A 19,669-nucleotide genomic window follows, 5' to 3' on the forward strand; every position below is an offset into this window, starting at 1 on the left:
GGGGTGCTGTCTATGGACGGGGCCGTCCGGGATTAAGCCTCAGGCTGAACCTCAGGCTGCCCGGCGTCCTCCTCCCAGTTGTAGGTGCGCTCGACGGCGCGGTTCCACTCGGAGAAGAGGTGCTCGGCTTCCTCGCGCTCCATCTTCGGCTTCCAGGTGGTGTCCCCACTGGACTGCTCGCGCAGCACCTCGAGGGAATCCCAGTAGCCGATGGACAGGCCGGCCGCATAGGCGGCGCCGGCGGCCGTCGTCTCGATGTTCTTCGGGCGCACGACCTTGGTGCCCAGGATGTCCGCCTGGAACTGCATGAGCAGCTCGTTCATGGTCATGCCGCCGTCGACGCGCAGCTCGGTGATCTCCACGCCGGAGTCCGCGACCATGGCGTCGGCGACCTCGCGGGTCTGGTAGGCGGTGGCCTCCAGGACGGCGCGGGCCAGGTGCTTGCGGTTCGCGAAGCGCGTGAGGCCCACGATGACGCCGCGGGCATCCGGGCGCCAGCGCGGCGCGAAGAGGCCCGAGAACGCCGGCACGATGTACACGCCGCCGTTGTCCTTCACCTCGCGGGCGAGGTTCTCGACGCTCGCCGCGTTCGGGATGATCTGGAGGCTGTCGCGCAGCCACTGGACGAGGGAGCCGCCGATGGCCACCGAGCCCTCGAGGGCGTAGACCGGCTTCTCGCCTTCCACCTGGTAGCAGACCGTGGTGAGCAGCCCGTTATCGGACCACTTGGGGGTCGTGCCGGTGTTGAGGAGGAGGAAGAGGCCGGTGCCGTAGGTGTTCTTGGCCTCGCCGGGGCGGAAGCAGCCCTGGCCGAACATGGCGGACTGCTGGTCGCCGAGGATCGCGCGGATCGGCACCCCGCCGAGGGAGCCGCGGGCGCGGACCTTGCGGAAGTCGCCCACGGAGGGGCGGATCTCCGGGAGCATGGACATCGGAATGCCCATGGCCTTGCAGATGTCCTCATCCCACTCCAGGGTGCGGAGGTTCATGAGGCAGGTGCGGGAGGCGTTGGTGACGTCAGTGGCGTGGAGGGCTGGCTCGCCCTCGTCGCCGTCGGCGCCGCCGGTGAGGTTCCACAGGACCCAGGTGTCGATGGTGCCGAAGAGCAGGTCGCCGGCTTCGGCGCGCTCACGGGCGCCCTCGACGTTGTCGAGGATCCACTTGATCTTGGGGCCCGCCGGGTAGGAGTTGAGCAGGAGGCCCGTGGTGTCGTGCCACTTCGTGGCGCCCTCGGCGCCGCCCAGCTCCTTGCAGATACCCGTCGTGCGGGTGTCCTGCCAGACGATCGCGTTGTAGACGGGCTCGCCGGTGTTCTTGTCCCACACGATGGTGGTTTCCCGCTGGTTCGTGATACCGACGGCCGCGATGTCCTCGCGTCCCACATCGGAGTCCGCGAGGGCGGCGCCGACTGCGCGTCGCACATTGTCCCAGATTTCCTGGGGATCGTGCTCGACCCAGCCGCGCTCGGGGAAGATTTGCTCGTGCTCGAACTGGCCGACAGCAACCTGGTTGCCGTCGTGATCAAAAATGATGCAGCGAGTGGAAGTGGTGCCCTGGTCAATGGCGGCCACATACTTGGTGCTCATCGAATCATTCCTTATCGTCGTGAGGCAGTGTCCGGATAGTTCTTATAGTGCCGCAGCCACGAGGCCAACGACCACCGCCGAGAGCATCGGGCCCACGATCGGGACCCAGGCGTAGGACCAATTCGACGGCCCCTTGTCCTTGATCGGCAGGAGGAAGCTGTAGGCCAGGCGGGGGCCCAGGTCACGCACGGGGTTGATCGCATACCCGGTGGGCGTACCGAGGGACATGCCCACGGCCACCACCACGAAGGCGACCCCGAAGTAACTGAGCGGCCCCAGCGACTGCCCGTCCTTCATCACCGGACCAAAGGCGATGAAGAGCAGCAGCACCGAGGTACCAATGAACTCCGTCACCACGTTCCAGAAGTTGTTCGGATGTGCCGGAGCGGTGAAGAAGATCGTGTTGGTGTTGTGATTACCCTGCACGACTTCACCGCGCTCGTTGACGTTGTTGGCGTCAAAGAGCTGCTTGAACGCCGCCCACGCGAGCACCGCGCCGACGAACGCGCCGAGCAGCTGGCCCACGCAGTAGTACGGGACGAGGCTCCAGTCCAGGCCACCCTTGATGGCCACCATGATCGTCACCGCCGGGTTGAGGTGACCGCCGCTGGGGTCGGCGACCGAGGCGCCCACGTACACGCCCAGGCCCCACCCGAAGGTGATGAGGACCCAGCCAGTGCCCCGCGCCCCGGAGGTGCGCAGGGTGTTAAGGGCGCAGACACCATTACCCAGCAGCATCAGCAGCGCAGTGCCCAGGAACTCCCAGCCGAGAGCCTGCATCCCGGTCAGCGTGCTCATGCGTCGGCCCCGGTGGACTCGATCTTCTCGCGGGTCTCGCCGACGTTGAGGAAGATGTCGTTGACCTCGTCGTCAGTGAGAGCCTTCTCGGCCTCGAGCTCGGCCTCCACACGCTTGGTGAAGCTCTCGATCTCGGCCTTCGTGGTGGCCTCGTCCCAGCCGAGCAGCGGAGCGATGAACTCCGCGACCGGGCGAGCGGACTCCACACCGCGGTGCGCGTACTCCATGGCGACGCGCAGACGACGGTTGAGCACGTCCTCGAGGTGGAGGGCGCCCTCGTGAGTCACGGCGTAGCGGACCTCGGCCATGAGGTAGTGCTCGGCACCCGGAACCGGCTCGAGCAGGGAGGCGTCCTCCTTGGCCGGGGCGAGGACCTCGTCCATGAGGGATCCGTAGCGGCCGAGCAGGTGCTCCACCTGCTTCTCGGTGAGGCCGAGGCGCTGGGCGAGGGCCGGCACCTGGTTGGCGAGGGCGTGGTAGCCGTCGGCACCGAGGATCGGGGTGTGGTCGGTGACGGACTCGGGCACGCGCTTCGGCACATCCTGGATGGCCAGGTCCACGGCGTCCTTACCGATGACGCGGTAGGTGGTGTACTTACCGCCGGCCACGGAGATGAGGCCCGGCATGACGCGGGCAACAGCGTGGTTGCGGGAGAGGTTGGTGGTGGAGTCTGAGGAGCCCTCGAGCAGCGGGCGGAGACCGGAGTACACGCCCACGATGTCCTTGCGGGTGATCTGGCGGGAGACGCGCTGGTTCACCTGATCAAGGATGTAGTCGATGTCGGCCTTGGTCGGGGCCGGGTCGGGCAGGTTGAGGCCCTTCTTCCAGTCGGTGTCGGTGGTGCCGATGATCCAGTAGTCGCCCCACGGGATGACGAAGAGCACGGACTTCTCGGTGACGAAGCAGAGAGCGGCGTCGGCGTCGAGGGCGTCCTTCGGCACGACGATGTGCACACCCTTGGACGCGTGGACGGAGAACTTGCCCTTCTTGCCCGCCATCTTCTCGATGGAGTCGTTCCACACACCGGTCGCGTTGATGAAGACGGAGCCGTGGATGGTGGTTTCCTCGCCGGTGTCGGTGTCGCGCAGGCGGGCGCCGGTGACGCGGCCCTCTTCCACCTCGAGGTCGACGACCTGGGTGGAGGTGCGGACGGTCGCACCGTACTCGGCGGCGGTGCGCAGCACGGTCATGGTGTGGCGGGCGTCGTCGACGAGGGTGTCGAAGTAGCGGACACCGCCGACCACCGCGTCATTCTTCAGACCCGGGGCCACCTTGAGCACGCCCTTGCGGGTCATGTGCTTCTGCATGGGGACGGTCTTTGCGCCACCCATGAGGTCGTAGAGGGTGAAGCCGCAGAACATCATGACGCGCTCCCACATGTGGTGGGTGAGCGGGAAGATGAAGCGCAGCGGCTTCACGAGGTGCGGGGCCAGGGTGGACATATTCAGTTCTCGCTCACGGAGCGATTCTGCGACGAGGCGGAAATCGAACATCGCCAGGTAGCGCAGACCGCCGTGGAACATCTTGGACGAGCGGCTTGAGGTGCCTGCCGCAAAATCCCGGGTCTCGACGACCGCGACCTTCAGGCCACGGGTCGCTGCATCCAGTGCCGCACCGGCGCCGACGGAGCCGCCGCCGATGATGACGACGTCATAGTTCTCCTTGCCGAATTCTTCCCATGCCTGGGAATGCGACTGTGGGCTCAGAGCCCGGCTAGTGGTGGACGCCATGTCCTCATGCCTCCTTAAATCCCGCTATTTTTGCGGGGCTCAGCAAAGCGGTGGGCGGCACACCAACGCCGCCCCTGTAACACCCACCACGCTAATAACTGGCCGTGCACCGCGCACGTGGCTATTCGTCACACTTTTGAGAACATGGCTCCTAGAATCCGTGCCCCGCACCCCGCCCCCGAGCCCCTCGCTCAATGAGCTGGACAAAGGCCGGTGAGACGCCTTCTGACACCATTCAGAAGACCCACCGGCCTCGCATAAGTCACCCCTTATTGGGGGTGGTCGAAAGTCACCCCCATAGCCTTATTACTTTTCCTTTTCTTTTCTCTCCTCAGCTTTTCGGAGAGCCTCTTCGGCATCGGCCTCCGCGAGGAGGGAACGCAGCACCTCCGCGGCGCCCTCCTCCTCGAGGGAATGGGCCGTCCAATCCGCCGATCGCATGACATCCGAGGGGGCCGTCCCCATCGCGACGCCCACCTCCACCGAGCGCAGCAGCCCCTCGTCCGAGGCGGAGTCGCCGATCGCCATCGTCGAGCCCGGATCCACCCCCAGGCGCGGAATGAGCCGGCCCACGGCCGCCCCCTTCTCGGCCCCCGGCGCGGTCACCTGGACCGCCTCGGCGGTGTACGTCACCACGGCCTTGCTCTTCAGCACCTTCCCGATGCGCCGGGCGAGCTCCCGCGGCTCCACATCCGGCGAGGTGATCGACACGAGGCACGTCGTCCGGCCCACCATGAGCAGCTCGAGCGAGTGCGCGACCCCCACCCGCGTGAGCGCCGCCCGCACCTCGCCGACGAGCAGCGGGTCCACCTCGGTGCAGTCGGAGGAGTCGGGGTTCTTCGTGTCGCACAGAACCGCCCCGTTGGCCGCCACGATCGTGGCCTCCACGTCGAGCGCCGCGGCCGCCTCCAGCGCCACGATCGGCGCCGATTCCGTCGTGAGCACAATCCGCACCCCGCGCCGCGCGTACTCCTGGACGATCTCCTTCGTCATCTCGCTCACGCACCCGGAGGAGTCCGCGATGGTCCCCTCCACGTCGAGGCAGAGCAGCTCCGGCAGGCCGTCGAGCCGCTGCTTCGCCCGGTGGGGCAGGCGGTCGAGGATCTGCCGCGTCTGCGCCGCGAGCTTGGTGAGCGCCTCCTCCAGCCGTGAGCCGTCGTACTTCTCCCAACTCGAGGCCGCGAGCTGCGCGTAGAGCGCCGTCGTCTCCTTCTTCAGCTGCTCGGTGGCCGCGCTGATCCGCTCGGCCCCCTCCTTGACGCCGGTGCCGCCCTCGTGGGCGAGCTCATCGAGGCTGGACTTCACCCACAACAGCAGCGTCTGCAGCCGCGAGGACTCCGCCCCCTCCTCGCGCTCTTCCGCCACGAGCTCGGCAGAGGCCTCGGAGGTCTCAGAGGTCTGTGAGTTCTCGACGCTCTCCTCGGGCGTCTCCTCCCCGCCGCCGGAGCTCAGCTTCTCCCGCGCCTGGCCATAGGCGTTATAGGCCCCGCTCACCACATTCCGGGAGAGCTCCTGGACTTTTTCTCCCAGGCCGGAGAGGTCTTCGGAGAGGCGTCGCACGCGGTGGCGCTCCTCCTCGATCTTCTTGTCGGCCTCCTCGGCCTCCTCCACGGTGGGCGCGGAGCCGCCGAAGCGGGCCGGGACCCACGGCTCTCCCTTGGGGAAGGGGCCGAATTCCCGCTGGTAGTCGGCCCAGAGCCCCTCCAGGCAGGTCTGCATGCGCTGGCGGAGCTCTTCGGTTTGCTCCTGGGGGTCGCCGTGTTCGTCGGGCACCCACGGGTCGAGCACGCGCACGAGCAGCGGGAAGTGCTCCCGACCCAGGCGGCGCACCCCGCCCTTGCTCCAGAAGCGCTGGGAGCCGAACATGACGATCGGGATGATGGGCACCCCGGCCTCCCGGGCCATGCGCACCGCGCCTGAGCGCATGGACTTGATCTCCAGGCTGCGGGAGATCGTGCCCTCCGGGAAGATGCCGACGAGCTCCCCCTCCCGCGCGAGCCGGACGGCCTCGTGATAGGAGGCCGTGCCGTCGATGCGGTCCACGGAAATGTGCCCCATCGCCCGCATGATCCAGCCGACGATGGGATTGCGGAAGATGCCCGACTTACTCATGTAGCGCACGAGCCGACGCTGCGTACGCGGCGCAATGCCACCAAAGACGAAGTCGAGGTAGCCGGTGTGGTTATACACAAGGACAGCCCCACCCCGCCGAGGGATATTGTCCTCCCCCGAAAGCCGCAGCTGGGTGCCCTGAAGTCCCATGATGCGATAGCAGGTTTCCACGATTCCGCGGTAGAACACGTCCCTTGCCATGCGCAATATTATAAACGACTGAGAATTTGCGACCGGGCACTGCCAACGCGCTTCGTGCAGCACGAAGGCCCCGGCCGGAGCCGGGGCCTCGATGAGCGGGACGCGCGCCCAGGTGAGGGCGTCGAGAATGCCGCTCTAGTGCTTGTTCAGCCAGTCGATGACGGTGTCCATGGCCTGGTCGCCGGCGGGCTCGTTGAAGACCTCGTGCATCTGGCCGTGCCACTTGATGAGCTGCTTGTCCTGCGAGCTGATGGCGTTGTACCAGTCGTTGGAGAAGTAGTCGGGGACGAGGCCGTCGCGGTCGCCCGCCATGATGAGGGTCGGGGCGGTGAACTGGTCAGCGTTGATGGCGTCGTAGATGGCGCCGAAGGTGAGCTGCTGGGTCATGCCCAGGGAGACGGTCTTGTTGACCAGCGGGTCCACCTTGTACTGCGCGGAGACCGCCGGGTCGGAGGCCACGCCGCCGGTGAAGACGTTCGGCGGCTGGATGCGGTCAGAGCCCGGGAAGGAGGGCGCCCGCAGGTCCGTGCGGCCCGGGATCGCCTGGGCGGCGAGCTGGGCGTTGAAGGTGGTCAGCTGGTCGAGGGGCAGGACCTCGGAGAGGCTCGGCCACAGGTGCTTCTGGGCCTCGGTGATGTCATCCGGGGTGATGAGCTGCCCGGCCTCGCGGCGGCCCGAGAAGTTCAGCGGCGCACCGAAGCCGTTGGTCACGTAGCCATCGACGCTGCCGGGGTACTTGATGCCGTGGAACTCCGAGGCCTCGGCGCCCATGGAGTGGCCGAGCATGAAGATCTTGCCCGGGTTCTCTGCCTTAGCCTTCTCGACGAGCTGGTGGACGTCATCGACGAGGAAGTGGAAGTCATCGATGTGGCCGCGGGCCACCGGGTTGTTCACGACCGGGGCGGCGGACTTGCCGTGGCCGCGGTGGTCGAGGCGGTACACGTTGTAGCCGGCGTCGAGGAGGCGGTCGGCCACGTGGTCATAGCGGCCGGAGTGCTCCGCCGCACCGTGGACCACCACGACGGTGCCCCGGGCGTTCGGGATCTGCTGCGAGTGCCAGTAAATCTGGGTTCCCTGGCCGTCGGTGCTGGTGAAGTAGCCCTCGTGCTCCTCCACCTGGGGGCGGGCGGCGGCCGCCTGGGCGACCTCGGGGTCGGTGCCGGCGGCGGCGATCCCGGGGGCCATCATCGGGGTGATGCCCAGAGCCAGGGCGAGGGCGGCGGTCCCCAGACGGCGGTGACGGCGCTGACGCGAAGTGTGAGACATCGTGTGCGTACCTTTCCGTACCTGTGTTCTCGATAGAGCTGTCACTATCGGAAACTAGGACCAGGGCTTAAAGGTATACAAACAGGAGACCTTCTCCCCCGCTCCACAAAAGGGGCCGATTACCGGCCCCATTTCCCCGCTAGAACGGCACCCCTCTCAGCCTTTCCCCAGGCTGAGGCCCCCGAAGCTGAGCCCACCCTGAACCCACACGTCACACCAAAGCCGGGTGGGACGCTACCCCCTTCCGGTGGTAGTCAAAGGTTACTTTTTGGGCTCCAGGACCTCCTGGCCCACGAAGGGACGCAGCGCTTCCGGCACAACGACGGAACCATCGGCCTGCTGGTTGTTCTCGAGGATCGCGACGAGCCAGCGGGTGGTCGCCAGCGTGCCGTTGAGCGTGGCCACCACCTGGGGCTTGCCGTTCTCGTCCCGGTAGCGGGTCTGGAGCCGGCGGCCCTGGAAGGTGGTGCAGTTCGAGGTCGAGGTGAGCTCGCGGTAGGTGTTCTGCGTCGGGACCCACGCCTCCGTGTCGAACTTCCGGGCGGCGCTGGCGCCGAGGTCCCCGCCGGCGACGTCGATGATGCGATAGGGCACCTCGACGGCGGCGAGCATCTCCCGCTCCATGTCAAGGAGCGCCTGGTGCTGCGCGGCCGCCTCCTCGGGTTTGCAGTAGACGAACATCTCCAGCTTGTCGAACTGGTGGACGCGGAGGATTCCGCGGGTGTCCTTGCCATAGGAGCCGGCCTCGCGGCGGAAGCAGGAGGACCAGCCGGCGTACTTCCGCGGCCCCTCGGAGAGGTCGATGATCTCATCCTTGTGGTAGCCGGCGAGGGCCACCTCGCTCGTGCCGACGAGGTAGAGGTCATCGCGCTCCAGGTAGTAGATCTCCTCCGCGTGATCGCCGAGGAAGCCCGTCCCCGCCATGATCTCCGGGCGGACGAGCACCGGCGGAATCATGAGCTGGAATCCTGCGGAGGTCGCCTTCTGCGCGGCGAGCGTGAGCATCCCCAGCTGGAGCAGGGCGCCGGCGCCGGTGAGGTAGTAGAAGCGCGCGCCGCCGACCTTGGTGCCGCGCTTCATGTCGATGAGGCCGAGGGTCTCGCCGAGCTCGAGGTGGTCCTTCGGCTCAAAGTCGAACTCGGGAGGGGTGCCCACGTGCTCGAGGACGACGAAGTCATCCTCCCCGCCGGCCGGCGCCCCCTCGACAACATTGGAGAGCTTCATCTGCAGATCATTGACCTGCTCTTCCGCCGTCTTCTGCTCCTCTTCCGCCTCCTTCACGCGGGCCTTGAGCTGCTGGGAGCCCTCGAGGAGGGCGGGCCGCTCGGAGGGATCCGCCTGGCCGATCTTCTTGCCCAGGGCCTTCTGCTCCGAGCGGAGGTCGTCGGCCTTCTTAATGGCGTCACGGCGGGCGGAGTCCGCGGCCAGAAGCTGATCCACCAGCGCGGGATCCTCCCCACGGGTGCGCTGGGATTCGCGGACGGTATCAGGGTTCTCGCGCAAGAATTTCAGATCGATCACGTGCCTAAGCCTACCGTGAGGATGTCGCCCGGCCCCCGCATTCCCTACCATAGGAGGGGTCATGAGTACGAAGGCTTCGTGGCGCAGCGCCACTTCTATCCGGACTCTCCTCGTCGCCGCCGTGGCGGGCGTCGTGGCGGCGGGCAGTTATGTCTATGTCGCCCCCTCCGCCGACGGCCACCACCGCGGACTCAGCTCGGGGGATAGCTCCACCCCGTTCACCACCGCCGATGTGGGCTCCTGCCTCACGTGGGATGTGGGCGCCGACGGCAGCGTGAGCAACTTCGAGCAGGCCAACTGCCAGGGCAAACACCGCTTTGAGGTGGCCAGCCGCGAGGACCTCTCCTCCTATCCCTCCAGCGAGTTCGGGGAGGCCGCCCCCATGCCCGACCAGGAGCGCCAGGCCCAGCTGCGCGAGGAGCTCTGCCGGGCCCCGGCCCTCCAGTACGTGGAGGGGGTCTTTGACCCCGCGGGGCGCTACGCGATCGCCCCGATCCTCCCGCCCGCCGAGGCTTGGAAGAACGGTGACCGCACCATGCTCTGCGGCTTCCAATCCACCGACGCCGACGGCATCGCGCAGCTCACCACCGGCAAGGTCGCGGACCAGGATCAGTCCCGGGTGGCGCAGGCTGGCCAGTGCCTCGCGATCGCCGAGGACCAGTCCGTCCGCCCCATCGACTGCTCCCGGGATCACGCCATGGAGGTCACCTCCATCATCAACCTCCAGGAGAAGTTCCCCGATCACATCCCGAGCATGGAGGAGCAGGACGACCTCCTCAAGGACGTCTGCACGAAGGCCGCCATCGACTACATTGGCGACGACGACAAGCTCTACGCCACCAGCCTCCAGCCGTATTGGACCTCGCTCAGCGAGGAGTCCTGGAACGGCGGCTCCCGGAGCGTGAATTGTGCGCTCGTCTCCGGCGGGGACGAGGGCTTTGCCCAGCTCCGCGGCTCCGCGAAGGGCGAGTTCACCATCAACGGGGAGCCCCCGGCGCCCCAGCCGGAGCGTCCGCCGAAGCCCGAGGCCCCGGCCCCCTCGGAGGCCCCCGTCTCCCCGGCTCCTCCGGCTCCTCCGGCGCGCTAGGAGCGCTCGACGCGTTCAGCCTTCCCGGCCTCCTCCTCGAGGACGGCCGGGAGTTTCTCTGCCCAGGCGAGGGAGTCCCGGACGCCGTCGGCAAGCGAGAGCTCCGCGCTCCAACCGAGCACCTGGCGGGCTTTGTCGGTGAGCGTCGCGCAGCCGACGACGTCGCCCGGCCGCGGATCCGCGGTGGTGTAGGGCAGTTCGGTGCCGGTGGCCTCGCCGAAGGCGTTGACCAGCTCGATGACCGTCGTGCCCGTGCCGGTGCCGAGGTTAATGATGTCGAATCCGGGGCGGGAGGCGCGCGCCATGACGTCGTCGACGCGCTGCAGCGCGCAGACATGGGCGCGGGCGAGGTCCCAGACGTGGATGTAATCGCGGAGGCCGGAGCCGTCGCGGGTGGGCCAGGTGACGCCGGTGACGGTGAAGGCCGAGTGGGAGTGGTAGGCCTCGATCATCTTCCCCAGCGCGTGGGTGGGGTGGAGAATCTGCAGGCCAGTGCGCAGCTGCGGGTCCGCGCCGATGGGGTTGAAGTAGCGCAGGGCGATCGCCTTGAGGCGGCCGGTGGCGGCGGTGTCCTCGAGGATGCGCTCGAGCAGCCACTTGGAGGCGGCATAGGGGCTCTGCGGGTTCACCGGGGAGCCCTCGTGGACGAGGAGGTCCTGGCCCGGCTCGTAGAGGGAGGCGGAAGAGCTGAGGATAAAGGTCTCGACGCCGTGCCGCTCCATCGCCTGAAGGAGGACGATCGGCTTCGCCACGTTGTTCTCGTAGTAGTCGAGCGGCTGGGCCACGGACTCCGGCACGACGATCTTGGCCGCGCAGTGGACGACCGCCTCGATGTCGGGGTGCTCCGTGAACACCCGATCGAGGAGGCTGGCGTCCCCGCAATCGCCCTCATAAAAGGAATAGGGCTCCGCGAATGTGCGCAGGCCCTTGCTCAGGTCGTCGAGAATGACAGGGGTGATGCCATTGTCCACGCAGCACGAGGCAATCGTGGAGCCGATGTAGCCGGCGCCACCAGTAATGAGAACCTTCATGCTAGTCAGGTTAACGGAAATGGGCCACGACGTGCGGGGGCTCGCGGGGAGCGTCGCCCCAGGTCGGGGCTACTCGGCCCAGGCCTCCATGCTCCACTGCCCATAGGGCCGCCCCTCGGGGCGCATGACCACGCGGGTGCAGTTGGGGAGGCGGTTCTCCACGGCGAAGGCGGGGTCGATCCCGCATGCGTGCACCGCCGCCGTGCGGATGGAGGCCCCGTGGCTGACGATGAGCACGTCCCCCTCCGGGTGCGCGGCGTGAACGGACTCGAGGGCCGGGCGGTAGCGGGCGAGGACGTCCTCATAGTTCTCGCCGCCGGGCATGCGCCGGCTCGCGTCGCCGCCGAACCAGGCCCAGAGCATGGAGTTATAGAGGTCAAAGGCCTCGGGCTCACCGTGCATCTCCAGGTCACCCATGTCGATCTCGTGGACGCCGAGGAGCGGCTCGAGCGGCACGGAGTAGGGCTCCAGGCCGCGCACCTTCTCGTACTCCTCGCGCAGGAGGGTGGCCGTCTGACCAGCACGGATGGCGATGGAACAGTAGAGGCCCTCGAAGTCCCAGCCCTCCTCGGCGAAGCGCCGCCCCGCCCGGCGCGCCTGCTCCTCCCCCTGGGCGGTGAGCCACGCTCCGGGTGGGCGGGAGTCGAGGACGCTCGCGACATTGCTCGTCGTCTCTCCGTGCCTCATGAGCACGATGCGGCCAGTGGTCATCAGTGGTTTTCCTCTCCGTGGTCGGATCCGTGGTGAGCGGCGGCGTGTCCCTCGCGGGCGGCGCGGAGCCAGGCCTCGGCGCGCTCGTGGGCGGCGCTGCGAGGCGAGCTCACCTCCCCCGGGGCCCCGACCGCCGAGGGCCAGGATCCCAAGAAGCGCAGGTCAGGGGAGCGCAGGTAGAGCGCCTTGAGGGCCTCCGCGACGGGGGCATCCTCGATATGCCCCACGAGGGTGACATGAAAATGATAGGTGCCGAGCTTCTGGCGGGTGGGCCGCGACTCGATCTGCGCCATGTCCACCCCGCGCACCGCGAACTCCTGGAGGGCGGCGACGAGCGTCCCCGGCTCATTCGGCAGGCTGAAGACGACGGCCGTCCGGTCATTCCCCGTCGGGGCGGGGCACGCCCCCGCCGGCCCGACGAGCGCAAAGCGCGTCCGAGCCCCCGCGTGGTCGGCCACCCCGTCGGCCAGGACCTCGAGCCCGTGAAGCTCGGCGGCGGCGCGCGGGGCGGCCGCGGCGTCGGCCCTGCCCTCGGCGACCTCGACGGCGGCGGCCGCGTTGGAGCTCGCGGGCACGAAGTCCACCCCGGGGATGTGCTCGGCGAGCCAGCCCGTGACCTGCTGATAGGCGACGGGGTGGGTGGAGATGGTGCGGATCTGCTCGGGGCTGGTGCCGGGGCGCACCATGATGGCAAAGGCGATGTCCAGGTCCACCTCCCGATAAATCTGCACCCCCTCCCCGCTGCTCAGGGCGTCAAACGTGGGCGTGACCGGCCCGTCCACCGAGTTCTCAATCGCCACGCAGGCGTAGTCCGCCTCCCCCGCGCGCACGAGGTCAATGGCCGCCGCCGGGCTGGCGACGGGCAGGCTGCGGGCGTCGGCAACCTGGAACTGCTGAAGAAAAACCCCGAGCGCCTGCTCGGTGAACGTGCCGCGAGGGCCAAGGTAGGCGATGCGAGTCATGTCTCTACTGTATGCGCGCGTAGGGTGAGGTCCATGTCTGACGCCCGCCGCCACGTGGAGGAGTTTCTCCGCCGCGTCGACGCGATGCCCTCCGAGGAGCACGGCTTCTCCCACATCGCGGCCGACGCCGCCCGGGCGCGGGCCGATGCCCTCGACGCCCTCCCGCCTTCTCGACGCGGGCCCCTCCACGGCCAGCTCATCCCCATCAAGGACCTCTGCGATGTCGCGGGCATGCCCACGAGCTTTGGCAGCGCGGAACGCGCGATCCTCGCGCGACACACCGATCCGCTCGCCCGGCGGCTGCTGGAGGCGGGGGCCATCATCCCCGGCAAGACGCTCACCCCCGAGCTCGGCATGACCGGCTACACCGAGCCCGTGGGCCTCCCCGCCCCCGACAACCCCCGCCTGCCCGGCCGCACACCGGGTGGTTCCTCGGGCGGGGCGGCGGTCGCAGTGGCCCGGGGGCTCGTGCCCGCCGCGCACGGCACCGACGGGGGCGGCTCCCTGCGGATCCCGGCGGCCGCCTGCGGGCTCGCAAGCATCAAGACTCCGCGCGATCCAGCCGGCGGAGGCCTGGTCACGGCCGGTTTTCTTGCCCCGACGCTCAGCCGCTGCGCCGCTCTCTCCGGCCTCCGGCCCCACCCCGGCCGACGGCTCATCGGGGTGATGGACCGCCCGCTCTGGGCCGAGACCCCCGTCTCCCCCGAGGCCCGCCGCGCCCTCGCCGACGCCGCCGACGCCCTGAGCACCCGCGGCCACGAGCTCCGCCCCATCCGCCCCGAGCGCCTCGATGCCGAGCGCCTCTTCGCCGCCTTCCGCGACATCTTCTCCTCCTCCCTGCTCAGCGTGCCCACCACTCCCCACGAAAGCGAGATCGTCTCCTGGCTCCGCGAGTGCGGGCGCCGCGCCCACCGGACCAGCGCCTGCCGACTCATGGCCGAAGCCTCCGGGCCCCACGGCCGGGTGGCCCGCGCCCTGGGCGTCGACGCCCTCCTCACCCCCATGCTCGCCTTCGCTCCACCACCCCACGGCCACTTCTCCTCCCTCCCGCCGGAGCAGAACTTCCTCGAACAAACCCGCTGGTCACCCTGGGGATCCCTGGCGAACATCACCGGCATGTCCGCGCTGTGCGTCCCGTGGCGCGGCGGCGCCGGACGGCCGGGCGGGGTCGGTCTCCACCTCTGCGCGGTGAGCATGGGTGCGGGGGAGCTGCTCGCGCTCGGCCTCGAGCTCGAAGAGGAGGGCCGATGCGCAGCCGCCGACGCCTAAGGGCCGAAATCCTCCTCGTCCTCACCCTCACCTTCGGGATGTCCGGCGTGCGCTCGGTGCTCCGCCTCCTCGACGCGCTCCTGAGCCCCACGCCCCTCGAGCAGCAGCAGGTCACGCTCAACGCGCCCCAGTCCACCTCCCCGTGGCTGGACCTGGCGCTCCAGCTATGCTCCGCCGCCGTGCTCCTCGCCTGGGGCGGGCTGGCCCTCTACCTCTTAAGGCTCGACGGCCACCCCATCCCCCGGGGCCGGAAGGGGGACCTTGCAATCGGGGTGGGGCTGGCGGCGCTCATCGGGATCCCGGGCTTGGGCCTATACCTGTTCAGTCTCCACCACGGGTGGACCCGGGAGGTCATCCCCAGCGCCTTCCACTACGCCTACCTGCAGATTCCCATCCTGCTGCTGTGGTCCGCTGCGAATGCGATCGCCGAGGAGTTCGTCGTCGTCCACTGGCTCATGACAAGACTCCGCGAGTGCCGCTGGGGCACGGTGGCCGTCGTGGCAGCCTGCGCTCTTCTCCGCGGGAGCTACCACCTCTACCAGGGGATATCCGCCGGGGTGGGCAATCTCCTCATGGGGATCGTCTTCGGCACGCTCTACGCGCGTACGGGGCGAGTGTGGCCGCTCGTCATCGCGCACTTCCTCATCGACGCCGTCGCTTTCGTGGGCTACCAGGCGCTCGGCGGGCTGCCGTGGGGGTAAGGCGGCCAGGAAGCAAAAGGGTGTTACATATCACATATCGCGTGTAGAGTGTGGGGACCTATTCCTGCGATACCAGCGACCCCAGGAGGACCACATGGATCACGATGCTCCGCCTCGATGGGCTTTCTGGCGCACCGTTCGACAGGATCATCCCGATTATGTCCGGTGGTTTATCGCCGATACCGCCAGCACCCTTGGGTCCGCTCTCATCTCAGTCCCGATCTCCCTGGCGAGTCTCCACGTGACAGGAAGCCTCAGTCAAGCCGGTGTTGTCGGAGCAGTAACGGCTACTGGGGCAATGATCATGACAATTCCCTCCGGCATGATCACTGACAATTTCAACAAGAAAACACTGCTGGCATGCCACGGCATTATCCAGGCTCTGATCTGGGGCGTGTTTGCGCTTCTTCTCCTCTTTGAGCTCTTTACTTTTCCCCTTCTCCTTCTCTTCGGGGCATGCTCGGGGCTGGCCTCCGGGACTTTCGGCGGTCTCACCAACGCCGTCCTCCGCTTTGTGATTTCAGAGAATCTCTATGTCCAAGCGCAGGGGAAGAACAAGACGCGCGACAGCGTCATCTGGCTCACAGGTCTTCCCTTGGGCGGCCTCCTCTTTGGCATCGCTCCGAGCCTGCCTTTCTTTTTTCAATCGATTCTGGGGCTCGGTCCTCTCTACGCCTCGAGGTCTATCGAGCGTCCCCTTCCCAGCGCGCGCTCCGGAACACAATACTCTTTTGCCGAATTCTGGCAGGACCTCCGCTTTTCCTTGGCGTGGATCTGGCGGTACCCGATCATTAGGGCGATCTTCACCATCGAGTGTTTTTCGAACCTCGCCAACTTCTTCCTCATCGCGGCTATCGATCTATGGCTCGCCTACCTCGGCGTTGCCGGCTGGATCATCGGACTCTGCTCTGCAATGTTTACCGCAGGAATGATCCTCGGGGGCCTCATCCAGGACAAACTCATCGCTCTCTTCCCCGGCCGCAGAATTATCCGCGTCGATATGGCCTGGGAGCTCTTCTGGTATCTCTTCTTGCTCGCCTTTTCCCAGCACTGGCCGCTCATCGCAGTTGCCGCCTTCGCCACCGTGATTCCCTCGGTTGCGCGTAATTCCTATGTCGGTGGTTTCCTGTCGTTGTCAGCCCCACCAGAGAAGCTCGGCAAGTGCTCGGCAGGCGCGCAATTCGTCACCAGCTTCCTTCCGATCATGGCCTCCGCGAGCGCCGGCACCATCCTTGGTCTCATCGGCTTCCGGTGGAGCATGGTCCTCTGCACTGTGGTCTCTCTCATCGCCTTCATCCTTGCCAGCCGCACCCTGCTCAGCCAACTTCCCCTCGCGTCGGAGTTCGACACCATCCCAGTGTGCGACTAGACACCGCATCCCCGAGCCCCGTCGTTACACTACAAAGCCATGGACGATATCGCACGGGACCGCTACGGGCGCCCGATCTATGACCGCTACGGGCGCCCCGTCCGGCGGAGATCGGCGTCGACGCACGACGCCGGGAACCCCACACCCCGGCCGCAAGTCTCTGGCCGTCACCGCGCGCCTGAGCCCACCCGCGTCGAGCGGTCCGATGCCCCGCGCCAACACTTCCCCTCCCCGGAGGAACGCCGTGCCGCCCGGGCCCAGCAGCCTCAGCAGCCCCAGCGACCCCGTCAGCCCTACCAGGCACCGCAGCAGCCGTTTTCCCCACCCCACCCCCCGGCGCCCTCCTACTCCCGGCGCCCACAGGCTGCCCACCCCGCACCACCCCGGCGCCGACCCCGGCTCAGGGTGCCCCGGCCCCGCGGCTGCGGCTGCTCCCTCTCGGGGCTTCTCTCGATCCTTGTCGTCGCCATCCTGGTCCTCGGGTTGTGGGCGGACGCCTCCCTCAACCGCGTCGACGCCCTTCCCGACTCCCACGTCTCCAACACTGCGGGCACGAACTGGCTGCTCGTCGGCTCGGACTCCCGTCAGGGCATGACGGAAGAGGACATCGCCCGCCTGGGGACCGGCGGGGACATCGGCACCGGCCGCACCGACACAATCATCCTCCTCCACATCCCACGGATGGGTGGGGGCAAGCCCACCCTCGTGTCCATCCCCCGAGACTCCTATGTCTCCATCCCCGGCTATGGCTGGGACAAGATCAACGCGAGCTTCTCCTATGGCGGGCCGAAGCTCCTCGCGCAGACCGTCGAGCAAAATACGGGCCTGCGCATTGACCACTATGCGGAGATCGGCATGGGCGGCCTGGCGGGCGTCGTGGACGCCGTCAACGGGGTGGACGTCTGCGTGCAGGAAGCGATCACGGACCCGCTCGCCCAGCTCGACGTCCAGGCGGGCTGCCAAACCCTCGACGGACCGACAGCCCTCGGCTATGTGCGCACCCGGGCCACAGCACAGGGCGATCTTGACCGCGTGGCCCGGCAGCGGCAGTTCCTCGGCGCGCTGCTCAAGGCGGCCACGTCCCCGTGGACTCTCCTCAACCCCTTCCGCCTGATCCCTCTCATCTCGACGGCAACGTCCTCCTTCACCGTCGATGAAGGCGACCACGTCTGGCACCTCGCTCGCGTGGCGTGGGCCATGCGCTCCGGCCCCGAGACCCAGACCGTGCCCGTCGGCGGATTCGCCGACTATGACGTGGGATCGGTGGTTCTCTGGGATGAGGCCGGAGCCGGCGCCCTGTGGGATTCGCTGCGCTAGAGGCTCCTAGCGGATCGTCACCTCGCGCGACTTAATGTTCTGCAGCTTGCGCCGCTCCTCCGCGCTGAGCGGGGCGTCGTTGCTGAGCTCCTTCTCCAGCGCCGTGTTGAGCACCGCCATGGGCTCGGCATAGGACTCGGCCGGGACCGTGCGGTCCAGGTCAAAGACGGGAACGACGATCCCGTGGGTGCGGAAGACCCCGGCGAACTTCGTCTTCTCTCCCAGGTGGAGCTCCCCGCGCGCCGCGATCCGGGCCAGCGCGTTGAGCATGGCGTTCTCCGACTCGGTGGGGTACACCCAGCGGATGTGGGCCTTCGTGCCCGGGTCCACCCACCAGGCGGAGCCCGGAAGCTCGGGGGCGACCTGCGTGGAGGGAATGATGGCCTCGTTGGCCTGGCGGAAGCTGGCCGCCAGTTCGGGGGAGAGGCTCGCGGCCTGCCCCTCGGGGAGCCACCAGTCGAAGTCCTCGTGCTCGGTGATGTCGAGGGTGGCGTCGGCGGGGAGGAGATCGCTCAGCGCGGGCTCCTGGCCGTCGGCGATCGCAGAGCTCAGGGTGTCCCCCGGTTGGGCGTCGAGCGCCCACTGGATGCAGCGGGCGAGGTCACGCCCCGGGTTCTGGGAGCGGCTGGCCGCCTGGAGGGCGATGAGCACGTCGTTCTCACGGGCCACGCCGGCCCCCGCCCCGGGCAGGAGGGTGACGAGGGTGATGGGGCGCGGCGCCTCGACGCTGAGGGGCAGCGGTGCCGTCGCGGAGGGAACGAATTCCTGGAGGGCGATGAGGTCCGCCTCCATGGCGAAACCGCCGAACGGCCGCGGGTCCTTCGCGAGGGCGGCGCGCTCGGCGGCGCGGGCAGCGAGCTTAGCCTGGCGGCGGCTCATGCCTTCAGGCAGCTGCTCTTTCGGTGTCTTCTTCTTGGCCATGGGCACCACCATACCGGGTGCCCCGGACATGACTGTCCGCGCTGGCCGGGGCGGTTATTCGGCGGGGAAGAACTTCTCCTGCACCTCGCGGAGAGTGTTCGCGGAGTGGGTGAAGCGCTCCATCTCGTGATCGGTGATCTCCAGCTCGACGACGCGGCGGATACCGTGGCGGTTGATGATCGCCGGGGTGCCGATGTAGATGTTCTCCTGGCCGTACTCGCCCTGCAGCAGCGCGGAGCACGGCAGGGCCACGTCCTGGTTCTGGAGGATGGCGCGGGTGATGCGGGCCAGGCCCATGCCGATGCCGTAGGAGGTCGAACCCTTGGCGTCGATGATGTGGTAGGCGGCGTCGCGGGTCTCCTCGAAGATCTTCTCCAGGCGCCCCTCGAGCTCGGGATCCTTCTCCAGCTGCTTGCGCATGGAGACGCCGGCGATCGTCGCGGAGGAGAGAACCGGGAGCTCCGTGTCCCCGTGCTCACCGATGATGTACGCGTGCACCGAGGACGGCGCCATCTCGTAGAGCTCGCCCAGCATGTAGCGGAAGCGGGCGGAGTCCAGCACGGTGCCGGAACCGATGACGCGGTGGTGGTCAAGGCCCGAGTACTTCCAGGTGGCGTAGGTGAGGATGTCCACCGGGTTGGAGGCGACGACGAAGATCCCGTCGAAGCCGTTCGCCATCACTTCGTCCACGATGGACTTCGTGATCTTCATGTTCTTTTCCACCAGCTGCAGGCGGGTTTCGCCCGGCTTCTGGGCGGCACCGGCGCAGAGGACGACGATGGCGGCGTCCTCGCAGTCCTTGTAGGTGCCCTTGCTCACGCGGGTGCGGGAGCTGGACCAGACCACGCCGTGGTTGAGGTCCATGACGTTGCCCTCGAGCTTCTTCTCATCGATGTCGATAATCGCGAGGTGATCACAGGTTCCCTGGTTGACGAGGGCGTAGGCGTAGGCCACGCCCACGTCGCCCGCTCCGATGAGTACGACCTTGTTTCCGACGATGTCCTTCATTGTTCCTGCCCTTCTTCACCCTTCGGGTTCGCGCGCCGCGGTGAAGAGGTGATCACCACGCCCCGTGGTTGTCGCACCG

General features: G+C 67.8%; 16 protein-coding genes. 5 read left to right on the forward strand and 11 right to left on the reverse strand.

The features are described from left to right. Positions 1-32 precede the first annotated feature (32 nt). The 6 genes from glpK to serS all read right to left on the reverse strand — a co-directional run bounded on the left by glpK (position 33) and on the right by serS (position 9,214). Positions 33-1,586 carry a glycerol kinase GlpK gene (gene glpK / locus L1O03_RS09325; protein WP_236119504.1) on the reverse strand — a complete coding sequence of 518 codons (1,554 nt, stop codon included), beginning with the start codon at positions 1,584-1,586 and terminating at the stop codon, positions 33-35. 42 nt (positions 1,587-1,628) lie between these two features. After that, a complete protein-coding gene (locus L1O03_RS09330; RefSeq protein ID WP_236119543.1) occupies positions 1,629-2,375 on the reverse strand; it encodes an MIP/aquaporin family protein in 747 nt (248 codons plus the stop codon). Between the two features lie 5 nt (positions 2,376-2,380). Next, positions 2,381-4,114, reverse strand: a complete 1,734-nt coding sequence (locus L1O03_RS09335) for a glycerol-3-phosphate dehydrogenase/oxidase (RefSeq protein WP_236119505.1) — start codon at positions 4,112-4,114, stop codon at positions 2,381-2,383. Between the two features lie 306 nt (positions 4,115-4,420). Next, a complete protein-coding gene (locus L1O03_RS09340; RefSeq protein WP_236119506.1) occupies positions 4,421-6,427 on the reverse strand; it encodes a 1-acyl-sn-glycerol-3-phosphate acyltransferase in 2,007 nt (668 codons plus the stop codon). Between the two features lie 135 nt (positions 6,428-6,562). Further along, a complete protein-coding gene (locus L1O03_RS09345; protein ID WP_275949263.1) occupies positions 6,563-7,693 on the reverse strand; it encodes an alpha/beta hydrolase in 1,131 nt (376 codons plus the stop codon). A 261-nt stretch (positions 7,694-7,954) separates the two neighbouring features. Continuing rightward, positions 7,955-9,214 (reverse strand): serine--tRNA ligase, encoded by a 1,260-nt coding sequence (serS, locus tag L1O03_RS09350; protein ID WP_236119507.1) that lies wholly within the window; start codon positions 9,212-9,214, stop codon positions 7,955-7,957. Positions 9,215-9,275: 61 nt separating this feature from the next. Here serS and L1O03_RS09355 point away from each other — a divergent pair, with 61 nt between their 5' ends. Beyond that, positions 9,276-10,301 carry a septum formation family protein gene (locus L1O03_RS09355; RefSeq protein WP_236119508.1) on the forward strand — a complete coding sequence of 342 codons (1,026 nt, stop codon included), beginning with the start codon at positions 9,276-9,278 and terminating at the stop codon, positions 10,299-10,301. Here L1O03_RS09355 and galE read toward each other — a convergent pair. The 3 genes from galE to pheA all read right to left on the reverse strand — a co-directional run bounded on the left by galE (position 10,298) and on the right by pheA (position 13,005). Further along, positions 10,298-11,332, reverse strand: a complete 1,035-nt coding sequence (galE, locus tag L1O03_RS09360) for a UDP-glucose 4-epimerase GalE (RefSeq protein ID WP_236119509.1) — start codon at positions 11,330-11,332, stop codon at positions 10,298-10,300. The two genes, L1O03_RS09355 and galE, sit on opposite strands and share 4 nt — an antisense overlap. Before the next feature lie 69 nt (positions 11,333-11,401). Beyond that, entirely contained in the window at positions 11,402-12,043 is a 642-nt protein-coding gene (locus tag L1O03_RS09365) for a histidine phosphatase family protein (protein ID WP_236119510.1), read from the reverse strand. Next, complete coding sequence (gene pheA / locus L1O03_RS09370) at positions 12,043-13,005, reverse strand: prephenate dehydratase (protein WP_236119511.1); 963 nt, start codon at positions 13,003-13,005, stop codon at positions 12,043-12,045. The genes L1O03_RS09365 and pheA overlap by 1 nt, the downstream gene beginning before the upstream one ends. A gap of 33 nt (positions 13,006-13,038) precedes the next feature. On the opposite strand from pheA, the gene L1O03_RS09375 reads away from it, so the two are divergent. The 4 genes from L1O03_RS09375 (at position 13,039) to L1O03_RS09390 (ending at position 17,661) form a co-directional block, all read left to right on the forward strand. Beyond that, complete coding sequence (locus L1O03_RS09375; RefSeq protein ID WP_268914233.1) at positions 13,039-14,274, forward strand: amidase family protein; 1,236 nt, start codon at positions 13,039-13,041, stop codon at positions 14,272-14,274. Continuing rightward, positions 14,253-14,975, forward strand: coding sequence for a CPBP family intramembrane glutamic endopeptidase (locus L1O03_RS09380; protein ID WP_236119512.1), 723 nt, complete (start codon positions 14,253-14,255; stop codon positions 14,973-14,975). Before L1O03_RS09375 ends, L1O03_RS09380 begins: the two co-directional genes overlap by 22 nt. 322 nt (positions 14,976-15,297) lie before the next feature. After that, positions 15,298-16,344: an MFS transporter gene (locus L1O03_RS09385; protein WP_236119513.1), complete on the forward strand. Its 1,047-nt coding sequence runs from the start codon at positions 15,298-15,300 to the stop codon at positions 16,342-16,344. 39 nt (positions 16,345-16,383) lie between these two features. After that, entirely contained in the window at positions 16,384-17,661 is a 1,278-nt protein-coding gene (locus tag L1O03_RS09390) for an LCP family protein (RefSeq protein ID WP_236119514.1), read from the forward strand. Between the two features lie 6 nt (positions 17,662-17,667). Here L1O03_RS09390 and L1O03_RS09395 read toward each other — a convergent pair whose 3' ends face one another. Together L1O03_RS09395 and L1O03_RS09400 are read right to left on the reverse strand one after the other, a co-directional pair. Then, on the reverse strand, positions 17,668-18,582 hold the full coding sequence (locus L1O03_RS09395; protein ID WP_236119515.1) for a DUF5926 family protein: 915 nt from the start codon (positions 18,580-18,582) through the stop codon (positions 17,668-17,670). A 54-nt stretch (positions 18,583-18,636) separates the two neighbouring features. After that, complete coding sequence (locus L1O03_RS09400) at positions 18,637-19,590, reverse strand: L-lactate dehydrogenase (protein WP_236119516.1); 954 nt, start codon at positions 19,588-19,590, stop codon at positions 18,637-18,639. Positions 19,591-19,669: the final 79 nt, after the last annotated feature.

It is taken from the genome of Corynebacterium uropygiale, assembly GCF_021568315.1.
GTDB classification, from domain to species: Bacteria; Actinomycetota; Actinomycetes; order Mycobacteriales; family Mycobacteriaceae; genus Corynebacterium; species Corynebacterium uropygiale.